The sequence below is a fragment of the Streptomyces sp. TRM70350 genome (assembly GCF_019219825.1).
Lineage (GTDB): Bacteria > Actinomycetota > Actinomycetes > Streptomycetales > Streptomycetaceae > Streptomyces.
This window is the reverse complement of the sequence record NZ_JAHUXH010000004.1, coordinates 329,525-344,443: the sequence shown is the minus strand read 5'-3', so window position 1 is coordinate 344,443 and position 14,919 is coordinate 329,525. Positions and strand designations below refer to the sequence as shown.

Below are 14,919 nucleotides of genomic sequence, written 5' to 3'. Positions count from 1 at the left end.
GAGACCGATGTCCCTCCGCACCACCACACCGTCGATCGGCTACGTCGAGGACGTCGCACCCGGCACCGGCACCCTCCCGCCCCGCGCCTGGTACGCGTCCTCCGACGCCCCGTCCCTGTCCCTCAACGGCAGCTGGCGCTTCCGCCTGTCACCGACCGCCGACGCCGAGGACGACTCCTTCGCCGAGCCCGGCTACGACGCCGGGGACTGGGCGGAGGTCGGCGTCCCCGGGCACTGGGTCCTGCAGGGCCACGGCTCGCCCATCTACACCAACCACCTCTACCCCTTCCCGGTGGACCCGCCCCGCGTCCCGACGGAGAACCCGACCGGCGACCACCTGCGCGTCTTCGACCTGCCGGAGGACTGGCCCGCCGACGGGGGCGCGGTGCTGCGCTTCGACGGCGTCGAGTCCTGCGCGCGCGTGTGGCTGAACGGCACGGACATCGGCGAGTTCAAGGGCTCCCGGCTGCCGCACGAGTTCGCGGTCGGGCATCTGCTGAAGCCGTCCGGCAACGTCCTCGCGGTCCGCGTCCACCAGTGGTCGGCCGGTTCGTACCTGGAGGACCAGGACCAGTGGTGGCTGCCGGGCATCTTCCGTGACGTGACGCTGCTGCACCGCCCGGCGGGCAGCGCGCTCGACTTCTTCGTGCACGCGTCGTACGACCACACCACCGGCGAGGGCACCCTGCGCGTCGACTCCGACGTCGACGGCCGGGTGACCGTCCCGGAACTGGACATCGATGTCGCGACCGGCGAATCGGTGACGGTGGCCGTCGAGCCGTGGACGGCGGAGACGCCCCGGCTGTACGACGGTGTGCTCGCGACCGAGGGCGAGCGGGTGCCGCTGCGGATCGGTTTCCGGACCGTCGTCCTGGAGGACGGGCTCATCAAGGTCAACGGGAAGGCGATCCTCTTCAAGGGCGTCAACCGTCACGAGTGGCACCCGGAGCAGGGCCGCGCCCTCGACCTGGAGACCATGCGCGAGGACGTGCTGCTGATGAAGCGGCACAACCTCAACGCCGTCCGCACCTCGCACTACCCGCCGCACCCGGCCTTCCTCGACCTGTGCGACGAGTACGGCCTGTGGGTCATCGACGAGTGCGACCTGGAGACCCACGGCTTCGTCGAGCAGTCCTGGCGGGACAACCCCGCCGACGACGACCGCTGGACCCCCGCCCTGCTCGACCGCGCCGCCCGTATGGTCGAGCGGGACAAGAACCACCCGTCGGTCCTGATCTGGTCCCTCGGCAACGAGGCGGGCACCGGACGCGGGCTGACCGCGATGGCCGAGTGGATCCACGGCCGGGACCCCGAGCGACTCGTGCACTACGAGGGCGACTGGAACTGCCGGGACACGGACGTGTACTCCCGGATGTACGTGTTCCACGACGAGGTCGAGAAGATCGGGCAGCGACTCGACGGCGGCACCCACAAGCGCCGGGAACTGCCCTTCATCCAGTGCGAGTTCGGGCACGCCATGGGCAACGGCCCCGGCGGACTCGCGGACTACCAGCGGCTGTTCGAGTCGTACGATCGCCTCCAGGGCGGCTTCATCTGGGAGTGGATCGACCACGGCATCAAGCACCCCGAGCTGGGCTACGCCTACGGCGGCGACTTCGGCGAGGAGCTGCACGACGGCAACTTCGTCTGCGACGGGCTGATCTTCCCGGACCGGACGCCTTCGCCGGGTCTGGTCGAGTACAAGAAGGTCATCGAGCCGGTCGGCATCGACGGCGACGGCGCGGACGGCACCGTACGCGTGACCAACAAGTACGACTTCGCAGACCTGTCGGCGCTGGCCTTCGAGTGGTCGTACCAGGTGGACGGCGAGACGGTCGAGGCGGGCGCCCTGTCGGTGCCGGCGCTCGCGCCGGGTGAGTCGGCCGACGTCAAGCTGCCGGAGCCGTCGGCGGACGCACAAGGCGCCGAAACCCAGTGGACGGTACGAGCGCTGCTGGCAGCGGACACCGTGTGGGGGCCGAAGGACCACGAGGTCGCGTGGGGCCAGTTCCCCGTCTCGGCCCGGCCGTCGCCCACGGTGGCCGCGACCGACCGCCCCACCGCGAGCGAGAAGCTGATTCACCTCGGCCCGGCCTCCTTCGACGCCCGCACGGGCGCGCTGAAGACCATCGGCGGCATCGAGGTGACGGCTCCGCGCCTGGACGTGTGGCGGGCGCCCACCGACAACGACGACGGCGCGGAGTGGCAGACCGACACCCGCTACGGGCTGCTCTGGCGCAAGTACGGCCTGCACCGCATGCGGCACCGCCTGGACGCCGTGGAGGTGACCGACGACGCGCTGACGGTACGGGCCCGGGTGGCGCCCGCCGCCTGGGAGGTGGGCCTCGCCACGGTGTACCGCTGGACCTCCGACGGGACCCGGCTGCGGCTGACCGTGTCCGTGACGCCGGAGGGCGAGTGGACGGTGCCGCTGCCGAGGCTCGGCATCCGGTTCGGGCTCTCCCAGGCGGACGCCGTGCAGTGGTTCGGCGGGGGCCCCGGCGAGGCGTACCCGGACACAAGGCTGGCGTCGATGGTGGGCCGCTGGCATGCGACGGTCGACGAGCTGCAGACACCGTACGTCCGCCCGCAGGAGAACGGCGCCCGTGCCGACGTCCGCTGGGTGGAGATCGGCGGCCTGCGCATCGAGGGCGACCCGGAGTTCTGGTTCACCGCCCGACGCTGGACGACCGAACAGCTGGACGCCGCCCGGCACCGCACCGACCTCACGCCGGGCGACACGGTGTGGGTCAACCTCGACCACGGCCAGCACGGCATCGGCTCGCAGTCGTGCGGCCCGGGCCCGCTGCCGCGGTACTTCCTGCGGGCGGAGCCCGCGGAGTTCTCCTTCGTCTTCTCGGAGGTCAGTTGAGTGGCAGTATCGAGGTCCGGGGCCTGACCCGGACCTTCCACACCACCGTGCGGCGTCCCGGCCTGGCCGGGGCGCTGCGCTCCCTCGTCAACCCGGAGCGGGCCGCCAAGCACGCCGTCGTCGACGTCACCTTCGACGTGGCCCCCGGCGAACTGCTCGCCCTGCTCGGCCCGAACGGCGCCGGGAAGTCGACCACCATCAAGATGCTCACCGGCATCCTCACGCCCACCTCCGGCGAGGCCCGGGTCGCGGGCGTGGTGCCGTACGAGGAGCGGGAGCGAAACGCCCGGAACATCGGCGCCGTGTTCGGGCAGCGCACCCAGCTGTGGTGGGACCTGCCGGTGCGGGAGTCGTTCGCGATCCTGCGGGACATCTACGAGGTGCCGCGGGCCGAACACGCCGCCCGTCTGCGGGAGTTCGACGACCTGCTGGAGCTGTCGTCCTTCTGGGACACCCGCGTACGGCATCTTTCTCTCGGCCAGCGGGTGCGCTGCGATCTGGCGGCGGCCCTGCTGCACGATCCCCAGGTCGTCTTCCTCGACGAGCCGACCATCGGCATGGACGTGGTGGTGAAGGAGCAGGTGCGGGAGTTCCTCCGCAACCAGGTGGAGGAGCGCGGCCGTACGGTCCTGCTGACCACGCACGACATGACCGAGGTCGAGCGGCTCGCCGAACGCGTCGTCCTCATCAACCACGGTCGGCTGATGCTCGACGGCACCCTCGAAGAGATCCGCCGCAAGTTCGGCTCCACCTGGCAGGTGCGGGCCACGCTCGCCGACCCGCGCGCCGAGGTCGTACCGCCGCCGGGCATCGCGTTACTGCGGCACGACGGCCCCCGGGCAGTCTTCGGGCCCGACGGGCCGGAGGCGCCGACCGTGCACCAGGCGCTGAAGGCGGTCATCGAGCGGTTCGAGGTGACCGACATCGGCATCGACGAGGCGGACCTGGAGGACGTGATGCGGGCCGCGTACGTCCAGGCGGCGGGGGACACCTGATGTCCATGGCGCACGCCTGGCGCGCCGCCCGCGTCACCCCGCTGGGCGAGCTGCACGCGCCGCCGCGGATGACCGCCGTCCTGCTGCGGCTGACCGTGCAGGTGGTGCTGGTGTGGTCGTTGTGGCGGGGCCTGTACGCGCAGACCGGCACCACTGCGGGACTGAGCCGCGACCAGGCGGTCACGTACGCCGTCATGGCCGTACTCGCCTCCCGGCTGCGGGAGTTGGACCAGCACACGGGCCGGGACACCGTACTGCAGCACATGCACTTCGGCACGATCGTCTACTGGTACCTGCGCCCGCTGCCGCCCCAGCGCTACTACGCCCTGCGCGCCCTCGGTGAGCAGCTGTACGGGCTGGCGTGGGCGCTGGGCGGGTACGCGGTCTGCCTGGCCGTGGGAGCCGTGGAGCCCCCCAGGTCGGCGGCCGTGGCCGGGGTGTTCCTGCTGAGCATGCTGCTCGGCCAATGGGTCCTGTACTACGTCATGCTCGTCCTCGACCAGCTGTGCTTCTTCACGCTCCGCAACAACGCCGCGATGCTGATCCTCCTCTTCGCGCAGAACCTGCTGGCGGGGGTGTACGCGCCGCTGTGGTTCTTTCCCGACTGGTTCATCACGATGAGCGCCTTCCTGCCCTTCCAGGCGACGCTGAGCGTGCCGCTGTCGCTGTACGTGGGTCGGATTCCGTTGTCGGACGCGGCGTTCCAGATCGCCGTACAGGCCGCCTGGGTGGTGGCGTTGGCGCTGTTCACCCGGTGGGTGTGGCGGCGGGCCGCGCGGCGCGTGATCTCGCAGGGAGGCTGAGATGTCGCTGAAGGCCCTGCGCATCGTGTGGCGCGTCACCGCCCTCAACTTCCGTGCGCAGCTGGAGTACCGCACCGAGTTCCTGCTGATGGTCGCGATCGGCGCGGTCTGGCAGGTGTCGGTGATCGTGTTCGCGACGGTGCTGCTGACCCGGTTCAGCGGGATGGGCGGCTGGGACAGCTCGGACGTGCTGCTCATCCCGGCGACGCGGATGCTGGCGCACGGGCTGTTCGTGCTGCTTTTGGGGCGGATGCACTGGGCGGGCCGGCAGATCCAGGAAGGCAGGATCGACGTCTACCTGCTCCGCCCCATGCCGGTCCACCGCCAGGTCCAGCTGGCCTACTTCCCCACCAACGCCATCGGCGACCTGACGGTCGCGGCGGGCCTGATGGTGGGCGCACTGTCCCGCAGCGACCTCGACTGGACGGCGGGCAGGATCTCGTACCTGATCGCGGCCGTGCTCGGCGGCATGCTCCTGGAGGCGGCCCTGTTCACGGTCGTGGCCTCGGCGGCGCTCCGGTTCCCGGCGGCCGACTACTGGGGCCGCTGGCTGGAGGAGCTCCTCGGCACGTTCGGCAGCTACCCGCTCAACGTCCTGCCGAGGGCGGTGGGCGGCCTCCTGACGTACGGCCTCCCCCTCGCCTTCGTCGCCTACTTCCCGGCCGCGGTCCTGACCGACCACGACACGGGCGTCCCCTACTGGCTGGCGGCGGCCTCGCCCCTGCTGGGGCTACTGGCGTACCTGGCGGCGCGCCTGTTGTGGCGGTGGGCGTTGCGGCACTACAGCGGGGTGAACGGCTGACGGCCGCCTACACTCCCGACCATGACCGACCCGACCATGACCGAGCCCGACTGGCGCAGCGACCGGATCGGCAGCGCCCTGCGCGACGAGAACCCGACAGTACTGCGGCGACTCGACACCGGCTTCGCGGTGATCGGGGATGTGCAGTTCCTGCCGGGTTACTCGGTGCTGCTGGTGGACGATCCGGCGGTGCAGCGGCTGTCGGAGCTGCCGAAGGGGAAGCGGCTGGCGTTCCTGGCGGACATGGACCGGCTGGGCGAGGCCGTGGAACGCGCCTGCGCGCGGCTGGATCCGGGGTTCCGGCGAGTCAACCTGGAGATCCTCGGCAACACCGACGCGTTTCTGCACGCCCACGTGTGGCCCCGCTTCGAGTGGGAACCGGACGAGCGCGTGCACCTGCCGGTGTGGCTGTATCCGCGGGAGAACTGGAGCGACGAGCGGTACGCGCTCGGCCCGCGGCACGAGGGCCTGCGCCAAGCGATCAGCGAGGAGCTGGACGCTCTCGGGACCTGATCAGGGCAGCCTGCGCCGCGCCGGCCCCCGCACCGGCTCAGCTCACCCACTTCCCGCACGACCCCGGTCTGAGCCTTCTCCTCCACACGGCAGCCCCGGACACGCCCGAAGCGGAGGTGCTCCGCGTGAGCCAAGGCGTGACCGGGGCGGCAGCCGTGTTTCAGTGGTCGGCGCAGCAGGGGGTCGGGTCGGGTACCTCGAACGGCACGAGCGTGCCGCCCGCCGCGGGCATCACGGCCAGGACCAGGTCACCGTTGTGCCACTGCGGCCGTACGTGGTCCCGTGTCACGACAGCGGTTTCAGAAGCGGGTGGATCGGGCGTGCCGAGGACGGTCACGCGGTCGATCGCGGAGCGGGACAGCAGCTCCGCGACCGACAGCGTGCCGGTGAGCTCGGCCGCGCCCGGGTAGAGCACGGCGCGGCCGACGTCGTCGGGGGCGCCGTCCGTCACCTCGTACCCCTTGGCCTTCAGCCACTCCCGGGCCGCGTGCAGCACGGCCTTCGACTCCACCGCGAACGACAGCGCGACCCGCGGCCGCTCGTCCCGGACGAGGTGGGTGCAGCCGAACGTGCCCTCGGGGAGGGCCAGTTCGGCCGCCAGCGTCTGGAGCAGGTGGTCGGCCGTGCGCAGGTCCGGCAGGCCCGGGTCGATGGTGAGGACGTGCGGCGTCACGACGGCAGGACCCACACCGGGTTGGAGTAGAACCACAGGTCCTGCCACGGGTCGGCGTCGCCGACGACGTCGAGGGCCGGTCCGGCCGGGTCGACGGCCGCGCCCATCGGGCCGACGCCGGTGCGCTTGCCGTCGGTGCCGCGCAGGCGGACGTAGACCGGGCGGTCGACCCGGCCGAGGTCGTACGACAGCCGGACCGTGCCCGTCGACTTGTTGACCTCGTACGACTTCACCACCTTGGCGGTCGGCGCGGTGAAGGTGTCCTTGTCGGCGGCCTCGCCGGTCACGTCGCCCTGGATGACGTCCACCCGGGCCAGCGTCGGGACGAAACCGGCCCAGTTGGGGCCCCCGGCCAGCGCGACGTCGACCGTCAGCGTGACCTTCGTGCCCTTGCGCACGTGCAGCGCGCCGCCCAGCGTGGCCCAGCGGCTGCCGCCGGACACGCGGACGTCGAGGCCGCTGATCAGCTGGCCGTGGTCGACCCAGATGCGGCCGGCGCGGATGCCGTCCATCACGGCGGCGTAGTTGAAGCCGTCGGCGCCGACGTGGGTGCGGCTGTAGTAGCCGGGCCAGTAGTCGCCCTGGGTGAGGTCGATCTTGCCGCCGTAGACGGGGTCGGCGTGCTTGCCGTTGGCGAGGTAGTCGCTGCCCGGGCCGCGTACGGCGGTGTCGGCGTAGTTCTGGTGAGAGTCGGAGTTGGCGGTGATCCACCACGGCTTGCCCTCGGCGAGGAGGCTGTCCCACAGGCCGCCGACGGTGGAGGTCATCCAGTCGAAGCCGCCCCACGTGCGGTAGCTCTCCGGCGGGTAGCCGGGGAAGGAGTTGGCACCGGGGTTGCTGTCGTAGAGGCCGCGGGCCCGGCCCATGCCGAGCGGCGCGGCAATGCCCGCGGCCTGGTGGCCGGGCGCGCCCTCCATGCCGACGGCGATCCGGTGGCGGGGGTCGGTGGCATCCCGCCAGGCGCGCATCTCGTGCGGCGAGTCGATGCCCTTGCGCGCCGGGTGGTTGGCGAGCATGAGGACGTCCTTGACCTTGCGCCGCCTCACCTGGTCGGCGAGGAAGGTCAGGCCCGCGACGGCCAGGGCTTCGTTGGCGGGCGTGGAGGCGCCGGCGCCCTTGACGCTGCCGTCGTAGTCGGTCTCGAACTGCTTCAGGACGGAGACCTCGTTCTTGCCGGGGTGCACGAAGACCGTGCCGTGCTCGGCGGCCGGGATGTTCCACTCCAGGCCCTGGAAGACGAGGGTGTCCTCGTGGGCGGCCCGGGCCTCGCGGATGTCCGGGTTGACCTTCTCCACCCCGATCCGGGAGTGGGTGGCGTTGCCGTGGTCGGTGATGACCAGCCAGTCCATGCCGTACCGGGCGCCCTGACGGACCTGGTCGACGACGCGGTACTTGCCGTCGTTGCTGTACTGGGTGTGGATGTGGTGGTCGCCGGCCAGCCACAGGAAACCCTTGCCGCGGCGGCCGGTCGACGGGGCGGAGGCGGCGGCCGGGGACGCCGTGAGCACGCTCGACGCGGCCAGGCCCGCGCCCAGCAGACCGGCGCGGCGCAGCAGCGAGCGGCGCGACTGCTGTTCGGGGGTCAGGGCCTCGTCGGGCACGGACGTGTCGAAGGCCGCGGGCAGGGCCGCCTGCTCGTGCCCGTGGTCGTGATCGTGTCCGTGGTGGTGATGCCCGTGTCCATGACTGTGCCCCATGATGCGCCTCCTGGAGACCGCTGCTGCCTTCTGCGGCGGTTGCCTTCTTACGACGCTGATGCGCCGCGTGAGGAGAATCGAGGCAACAGATGAATGTTGAACGACCTATGGGTGATCCCCGGACGACATGGACACGGCCGCTCGCCCGAGCACGAACCGTTTCCCCAACTGCCCTTGCCCCTTAGGGATTGATCCTCGAATCTGAGCAGCGTTCATCTCCTGCTCGACTCCCTCCACCGGAGCGACCCCCATCATGAGAAGACTCATCGGCACCCTCGTGGCCGGCGCCCTGGCCGCGACCGGACTCGTCACCTCCGGCGCCACGCCCGCCGCGGCCGCCCCCACCGGCACCTTCAACGTCCTCACCTACAACATCGCGGGCCTGCCACTCGGCCTCGGCGACAGCGACCCCGAGACCAACACCCCGCTGATAGGCCAACGGCTCGGCGCGTACGACATCGTGAACGTCCAGGAGGACTTCAACTACCACGCGTCGCTGTACGCCAACGACAACCACCCGTACCGCACGGCGACCAGCGGCGGAGCCGGGTTCGGCGACGGTCTCAACACCCTTTCGGACCACGCCTTCGAGGACTTCCAGCGGGTCGACTGGACGGACTGCACCGGTACGGACTGCCTGACCCCCAAGGGCTTCACGCTCGCGCGGGTGCGGCTGGCCGAGGGCGTCTTCGTGGACCTCTACAACGTCCACACCAACGCCGACGTGACGGACGCGGCGCTGGCCGCCCGGCGCGCCAACATCGAGCAGCTGTCGGACTTCATCCAGGCCAACTCCGCGGGCAACGCGGTGATCGTCATGGGTGACACCAACACCCGGTACACGCGCGCGGGCGACAACATCCGCACGCTTCTCTCCGAGAACGACCTCACCGACCCCTGGGTGGAGCTGGTCAAGGGCGGCACTCCTCCCGCGCAGGGCAGCGAGGCGCTGGTCTGCGACAAGGCCGCCCCGACGAACGACTGCGAAGTCGTCGACAAGGTCTTCTACCGCGGCAGCGAGCTGGTCACCCTCGACGCCACCCGCTACCACAACGAGTGGGCGTCCTTCCTGCGCTCCGACGGCGAGCACCTGTCCGACCACTTCCCGCACGCGGTCGACTTCTCCTACACCGTCAACCCGTCCCTGAAGGCCAGCGACTTCTTCGGCGGCCCGCACGGCAGGGCGTTCAACGACGCGGACGACCTGCCGTCCGTTCCCTCCCCCCGCACGCTGACCCTGCGCGGCGGCGCGCGCCTCGACGCGGTGTCGCTCACGCACGACGGCGGCACGGTCCTGTCCCACGGCGGTACGGGCGGCACGGCCACGTCCCTGACCCTGGCGTCCGGCGAGCACCTCACCTCTGTCAAGCTGACGCAGGGCAAGAAGAACGGCCACACCCGGATCTTCTCGGCCGCCTTCTCGACGGACAGGGGCCGCACCCTGTCGGCAGGTACGCCGACGGCGGCCACGAAGACGTTCACGGCCCCGTCCGGCTGGCAGATCGTCGGCTTCACCGGCCGCTCGGGCGACGAGATCGACAAGCTGGGCGTGCTGTACGCACCGATCGGCTGATCTCTTTCGGCAGGCGCAGCTCCGCCCGGACGAGCTTGTGGACACGGACGCGCAGCCGGAGCCGTCGACCGGGCAGTGCCGTGCTCCCGCGCGGCGTCAGCGCAGCGCGGGAGCACGGGTCCGGGTGCGGCGGGGCTGCTGTCAGCCGTCACCGCCGGGCGGGGGTGTGACCGGTCCGGGCCAGGCGAAGGCGTTGGTGTAGAGCCGTACCTTCGGGTCCTTGATCTCGTAGTAGCCGACGGTGTCGTAGGCGGTGGTCGCGAAGTCCAGCCTGCCGTCGCCGTTGAAGTCGGCGACGGCGATACGTGCCGTGGACTCGGTGCTCACCTGCTGCTCGACGAGCGTGTTCCCCCGGGCGTCCAGCTTGTAATACCAGACGCCCTGTGCCGGCGCGGGGCCCCGCATGGCGACCAGGAACTCGTCGTCCCCGTCGTTGTCGAAGTCCGCCGCGACCACGTGATGGCCGACGGCGTCGTACTTCTGGTCGGGCCGGGGGAAGACCTTCAGCTCGGCGCGCCGCCACGGCCTGGCGAAGGGTGAGGCGGTTCCGTCCGGCCGCACGTAGGCCGCGACGGTGTTCCCGTGGAACGGCTCGAGGGAGACGATCACCGCGCAGGAGCGCCCGCCGATCCGCCCGACCGCGAGGTTTCCGCTGCCCCGGAAGTAGCGGTTCAGCTCCGCGGACTTCTGCGGCGGTACGCCGGTGCCGAGCGTGAAGTGCTTCCAGGCGCTGTCCGGCGCGGCTCCCGGGCCGGGGCCCAGCCAGCTGATCCCCTCCGCGGAGGCGAGCAGGAACGACTCCCGGTCCGGTCGCGGCGTGCCCGGGAAGCGGGCCGACACCACGCCGTGCACGACGGTGAAGTGGGAGGAGTCCACGGCACGGCCGGTCCACTGCTCGGCGGTCAGCACGTCGTCGGGCAGGTCGTACACCATGATGCGCACGGGCGAGTGGACGCCCGTCTCCCCTCCCTGCGGGCCCACCACGGGTAACGCGGCGAGCTGGAGGCGCCGGTCGGTGGTGAAGTGGCCCAGCCGTAACCGGTGGGTCGAGACCAGGTCGGCGACGTGCCTGCGGGTCCACGGCGTGTCGGGCCGGCCCTGGCCGGGCGGGCCGGGGTTCTGCAGCCAGGAGATCTTGCCGTCCTGCGGACCGCAGTCGAACATGCACTTGCCGTAGTCGTGGCAGAGGACGAGGTCCGGCAGGCCGTCACCGGTGAGGTCGGCCGCGTCCACGGCGACCGGCTTGCGGCCGGTCAGGGACACGATGGTCCGCTTGGTCCAGGAGGGATTCTGGTACCAGACGACCTGACCGCGGGTCAGGCCGGAGGCGACCAGGTCGGGGCGGCCGTCGCCGTCGATGTCGACGGCCTGGATGAAGTACCCGTCGCGGGGGTCGGAGTCGATGACCGACTCGGTGAACTTCGGTGTGGCGTAGGTGGTCACAGCCCCAGCCTCCGGAGGTAGTCGCGGGCCAGCTTGGCGTAGTGCAGCGGCGGGAGCGGGCCGTGCGGGTCCTGCTCGGCCTCGACGACCAGCCAGCCCTTGTACTGCTTGGTCTCCAGGGCCTTGAGGACCTCCGGGAAGGACACCCCGCCGGTCCGGTCGCCGGGCACGGTGAAGATCCCCGCCCTGACGAACTCCTCGAAGCTGGCCGAGGCGAGTGCGGGCCTGTCGCGCACCGCGTTGCGGATGTTCTTCAGGTGCACGTGCCTGATGCGCCCGCTGTGTGCGTTGATCACGGCCACCGGGTCCCCGCCGGCCCAGTAGAGGTGGCCGGTGTCCAGGAGCAGGTGGACGTATTCGGCGTTGGTGCGGTGCATCAGCGTGTCCACCTCGGCCTGGGTCTGCACGCCGGTGCCCATGTGGGGGTGGTAGACGAGCTGGAAGTCCCGTCGCTTGGCGAGCCTGCCGATCTCGTTGAGTCCTTCGGCCAGTGCCTTCCACTGGTCCTCGGTGAACTTGGGCTTGGAGTCGCTGAGGCTGATGGGCATGAGGTGGATGGAGTCGCCGAACTCGGCCACTCCGATGCTCCTGGTCCTGACGGGCCCGGTGATCTGGTCGAGGAAGTCCATCCGTTCCTCGAAAGCGGCGATCGTCCGCTTCCGCATGCCGGGCACGGTGAAGAACGTGCTCACCCAGGGTTCGGTGACGCTCAGCCCGCGCAGCGCGAGGGCCGCGTTCAGCCTGTTCACGTCCGTCGGGAACTTGTGGCCGATGCTGCATCCCGCGAAGCCCGCGAGCGCGATCTCGCTGACGCACTGCTCGAAGGGGATGTCGTCGCCGAGGAGCGGGAAGTCGTCGTTGGTCCAGCCGGTCGGCGTGATGCCGATGTGCGTGTCGGTGAGGTTGATCGGTGCCATGGTCGTCCCTCCCTGGTCCGTTCAGCCGCTCGGCAGGATGCTCTTGATCTTCTCGACCGACTGCAGCGCCATGGCGACGCTGGTCAGCGTGGGGTTCGCGGCATTGCCGAAGGGGTGCAGGCCGTTGCCGCCGAGGAAGAGGTTCTTGACGCCCCACACCTGCGAGTTGGGGTCGACGACACTGGTGCCGCGGTCCTTGCCCATCCGCGTGGTGCCCGCGATGTGCAGCGGCAGGCCGGGCGTGAGGAACTGCGGTTCGGAGCCGGGCATGAAGCCGCCGAGCTGCGCGGCGACCTTCATCATGTGCTCCATCATCCTGCCGCAGTCGGCCCGCTCCTCCTTGGTGAGCTGGAAGTGGAACGTCGGCTGCGGCATGCCGAAGGTGTCCTTGATGTGGGTGCTGAAGGTCACGCGGTTGCTGCGGCGCGGCCGTGACATGCCGAACCAGCGGAGGTCGACGATGAGCCGGCTGTCGATGTTCGGCGGCACCTCGCCGTAGCTGAACGCGTCGCGGTGGATCTGGCAGTGCCACGGCTGCCCCGGGACGGCCGGAATCCACAGGTTGGGCTCCAGCTCGCCCTTGGGGAACGGGACCGGGTCCGCCCCCGGGACCTTCTCCTCCTGCTTCTGCTTCTGCTTCTGGATGTAGTCCTTGACCCGCTTCTGGGCGTCGGGGTACTTGGCCAGCAGGGTGGCGACCTCGTCGAGGAGCGACTGCTTGAGGACCGTCTGGCAGAACGCCATCGGCTGCTCGGTCAGGTACCGGCCCAGTGACTCGGACCGCAGGCCCGAGGCGAACAGCAGCTGCGGGGTGAGCACCGGGTTGCAGGCGACGACGAACACCTCGGCGTTGATCGTCACCTTCTCGTTCAGGTCGCGGAGGTTGCGGACCTTCACCCCGGTGACGCGCTGGTCGCCGTTGTCCTCCTCACTCAGTTCCAGCCTGGTGCACTGGTGTTCGGGGAGCAGCCGGAAGGAACCCTGGGTGGGCGCGTGGCGCGGATCGGCGAGCGGACCGAGGACGGTGTCCGCGGCGCTCCAGTGCACCGCGTCGGACTTCGCCCGGTCCGCGCGCTCACGGACGGCGAGCGGCAGTTCCTTCACGGTGGTGAACTGGGCGCGGTGCAGCACCTCCCTGACCAGGAGATGACGTGCGGAGGAGGCGAAGACCGTCTCGGACCTGTGCAGCAGCGCGGCCGCCTCTTTGTAGAGCTTGTCCATCGTGGTCGAGTCGATGGGGTAGGCCTCCCCGTTGTAGCTGCGCTCCAGGGTGGCGTGGAACTCGGGCACGGCGCAGGTCCAGTGGGTGGCCATGCCGCCGACGGCGTACGTGGCCGCGGAGGCGCCGAGGTTGTCGCGCTTCTTCTGCTCGGGGTTCTGGTTGTTGAGGACGAATCCCGGCCACTGCTCGGGGTCGAAGGAGAAGGAGGAGGGGTCGAGGGTGACCACCGGGGAGTCGTCCGCCGCGATGGACAGCGGGTGCAGATGACCGCGGATCACCGAGGCGAACAGATCCACGTTCTTCTGGTACAGGAAGCTGTTCTTGAGGTGCTCCCCGTAGTTCCCGGAGAGCTGCGCTCCGGCATCGATCATCAGGACACTGTGTCCCGACTCCACCAGCTTCCGCGCGAACGCGGCGCCGACCGGGCCGCTTCCGACGATGAGAACGTCGACGTCGTACCTGCTCATGGTGCTGCCTCCCTTTTCGTCAGGGCTGATTTCCGGTCTTGGTCAGAAAGCCGTTGTCGATGAGCCACTGGAGGAGCTTCTTCTTGTCCTCGGGAGCGCCCGGGACGAGCTTCGGAACCAGTTCCTGCTGGGTGCCGCCGCCGATTTGGTTGAAGTACGGTGCGGCCTTGCCCTCGTAGACCTTGAACTCCTTCGCGACACGGAACGTGGTGTACGCGAACCGGTCCTTGTTGAGGGCGCTGGGCGGCATGGCCCGCTCCTCGAACGGCGTGCCGCGATTGGCGAGAAAGGTCCCCTTGAGGGAACCGAATCGATCGAGTTCACGGCCCACATGCAGCGTGACCTCTTGCTTGTCCACGATTCCGGCGTCGTTCACGCGGAAACCGGACTTGTCCGGGTAGCGCCAGCTGCCCTCCATTTCGTACTCCGTGCCGACCCAGTAGGTCGCGAGGAAGGACTTCGGGCTGAGGCCGCCGAGCCGCTCATAGCCGACCAGCAGCTTCTTCACGGACTCGGGGAACTCCTTGGGCCCCAGACGGCAGAGTTGGTCCTTGAGGTGGCAGTCCTCCGGTGCGGCCGGTGCCGCCGGTGCGGCCGGTGCCGCCGGTGCGGCCGGTGCGGCGGAGGTGCGGGCCGGTGCTGCGCCGGCCTGCGGAGCCGCACCCGTGCCGAGCAGCGGCAGCATGGCCACGGCCACGACAGTTGAAATTCGGCGAATTTCCAGGGGACTTCCCTTCTCGTCCGGCCGCCGGGCAACAATCCGGCGGTGACAGGGAATTGGGGACGAGGTCCATTGAGAAGCCTGCGGAAGAAGCCGTAAATACCGGCGGATCGGGACCCCCCGAAAGGGGGAGTCCTGCGATGAGATGAAGAATTCCGTTTCCGGAACAACACGCCTGCCGGCGAGGAATCTCAGTGGAATTCCGAAACAAAAACGATTCT

At 70.1% G+C, this 14,919-nt stretch carries 12 protein-coding genes; 6 read left to right on the top strand and 6 right to left on the bottom strand.

What is annotated here, in order from left to right; all coding sequences use genetic code 11:
- Nucleotides 1–7: 7 nt before the first annotated feature.
- Genes KWI83_RS09490 through KWI83_RS09470 form a run of 5 tightly spaced genes read left to right on the top strand, consistent with a single transcriptional unit; the run spans nt 8 to nt 5,985 of the window.
- A complete protein-coding gene (locus KWI83_RS09490) occupies nt 8–2,872 on the top strand; it encodes a glycoside hydrolase family 2 TIM barrel-domain containing protein (protein ID WP_218513853.1) in 2,865 nt (954 codons plus the stop codon).
- Nucleotides 2,869–3,867, top strand: a complete 999-nt coding sequence (locus KWI83_RS09485) for an ATP-binding cassette domain-containing protein (RefSeq protein ID WP_218513852.1) — start codon at nt 2,869–2,871, stop codon at nt 3,865–3,867. The genes KWI83_RS09490 and KWI83_RS09485 overlap by 4 nt, the downstream gene beginning before the upstream one ends.
- Complete coding sequence (locus tag KWI83_RS09480; protein WP_218513851.1) at nt 3,867–4,670, top strand: ABC-2 family transporter protein; 804 nt, start codon at nt 3,867–3,869, stop codon at nt 4,668–4,670. Before KWI83_RS09485 ends, KWI83_RS09480 begins: the two co-directional genes overlap by 1 nt.
- A 1-nt stretch (nt 4,671) precedes the next feature.
- On the top strand, nt 4,672–5,472 hold the full coding sequence (locus KWI83_RS09475) for an ABC transporter permease (protein WP_218513850.1): 801 nt from the start codon (nt 4,672–4,674) through the stop codon (nt 5,470–5,472).
- A gap of 36 nt (nt 5,473–5,508) precedes the next feature.
- Nucleotides 5,509–5,985, top strand: a complete 477-nt coding sequence (locus KWI83_RS09470) for an HIT family protein (protein ID WP_218513899.1) — start codon at nt 5,509–5,511, stop codon at nt 5,983–5,985.
- 160 nt (nt 5,986–6,145) lie between these two features.
- Here the strand turns inward: KWI83_RS09470 and KWI83_RS09465 are convergent, their stop codons facing one another.
- A complete protein-coding gene (locus KWI83_RS09465; protein WP_218513849.1) occupies nt 6,146–6,658 on the bottom strand; it encodes a hypothetical protein in 513 nt (170 codons plus the stop codon).
- A complete protein-coding gene (locus KWI83_RS09460) occupies nt 6,655–8,355 on the bottom strand; it encodes a PHP domain-containing protein (protein WP_218513848.1) in 1,701 nt (566 codons plus the stop codon). The genes KWI83_RS09465 and KWI83_RS09460 overlap by 4 nt, the downstream gene beginning before the upstream one ends.
- Nucleotides 8,356–8,608: 253 nt before the next feature.
- Between KWI83_RS09460 and KWI83_RS09455 the strand changes: the two genes are divergently transcribed.
- Nucleotides 8,609–9,928, top strand: coding sequence for a jacalin-like lectin (locus KWI83_RS09455; protein WP_218513847.1), 1,320 nt, complete (start codon nt 8,609–8,611; stop codon nt 9,926–9,928).
- Nucleotides 9,929–10,069: 141 nt separating this feature from the next.
- Here KWI83_RS09455 and KWI83_RS09450 read toward each other — a convergent pair whose 3' ends face one another.
- Genes KWI83_RS09450 through KWI83_RS09435 form a run of 4 tightly spaced genes read right to left on the bottom strand, consistent with a single transcriptional unit; the run spans nt 10,070 to nt 14,662 of the window.
- Nucleotides 10,070–11,371 (bottom strand): VCBS repeat-containing protein, encoded by a 1,302-nt coding sequence (locus KWI83_RS09450; protein ID WP_218513846.1) that lies wholly within the window; start codon nt 11,369–11,371, stop codon nt 10,070–10,072.
- Nucleotides 11,368–12,288: a myo-inosose-2 dehydratase gene (iolE, locus tag KWI83_RS09445; RefSeq protein ID WP_218513845.1), complete on the bottom strand. Its 921-nt coding sequence runs from the start codon at nt 12,286–12,288 to the stop codon at nt 11,368–11,370. Before iolE ends, KWI83_RS09450 begins: the two co-directional genes overlap by 4 nt.
- Before the next feature lie 21 nt (nt 12,289–12,309).
- The gene (locus KWI83_RS09440; protein ID WP_218513844.1) at nt 12,310–13,977 is read right to left on the bottom strand and encodes a pyranose oxidase; all 1,668 of its coding nucleotides are present in this window, start codon (nt 13,975–13,977) and stop codon (nt 12,310–12,312) included.
- 19 nt (nt 13,978–13,996) lie between these two features.
- Complete coding sequence (locus KWI83_RS09435) at nt 13,997–14,662, bottom strand: TNT domain-containing protein (protein ID WP_256362032.1); 666 nt, start codon at nt 14,660–14,662, stop codon at nt 13,997–13,999.
- Between the last annotated feature and the right edge of the window lie 257 nt (nt 14,663–14,919).

Coding starts and splice junctions, on each gene's coding strand:
- KWI83_RS09490 (WP_218513853.1), top strand. CDS start 8: ATGTCCCTCCGCACCACCACACCGTCGATCGGCTACGTCGAGGACGTC.
- KWI83_RS09440 (WP_218513844.1), bottom strand. CDS start 13,977: ATGAGCAGGTACGACGTCGACGTTCTCATCGTCGGAAGCGGCCCGGTC.
- KWI83_RS09460 (WP_218513848.1), bottom strand. CDS start 8,355: ATGGGGCACAGTCATGGACACGGGCATCACCACCACGGACACGATCAC.
- iolE (WP_218513845.1), bottom strand. CDS start 12,288: ATGGCACCGATCAACCTCACCGACACGCACATCGGCATCACGCCGACC.
- KWI83_RS09480 (WP_218513851.1), top strand. CDS start 3,867: ATGTCCATGGCGCACGCCTGGCGCGCCGCCCGCGTCACCCCGCTGGGC.
- KWI83_RS09475 (WP_218513850.1), top strand. CDS start 4,672: ATGTCGCTGAAGGCCCTGCGCATCGTGTGGCGCGTCACCGCCCTCAAC.
- KWI83_RS09435 (WP_256362032.1), bottom strand. CDS start 14,662: ATGCTGCCGCTGCTCGGCACGGGTGCGGCTCCGCAGGCCGGCGCAGCA.
- KWI83_RS09470 (WP_218513899.1), top strand. CDS start 5,509: ATGACCGAGCCCGACTGGCGCAGCGACCGGATCGGCAGCGCCCTGCGC.
- KWI83_RS09455 (WP_218513847.1), top strand. CDS start 8,609: ATGAGAAGACTCATCGGCACCCTCGTGGCCGGCGCCCTGGCCGCGACC.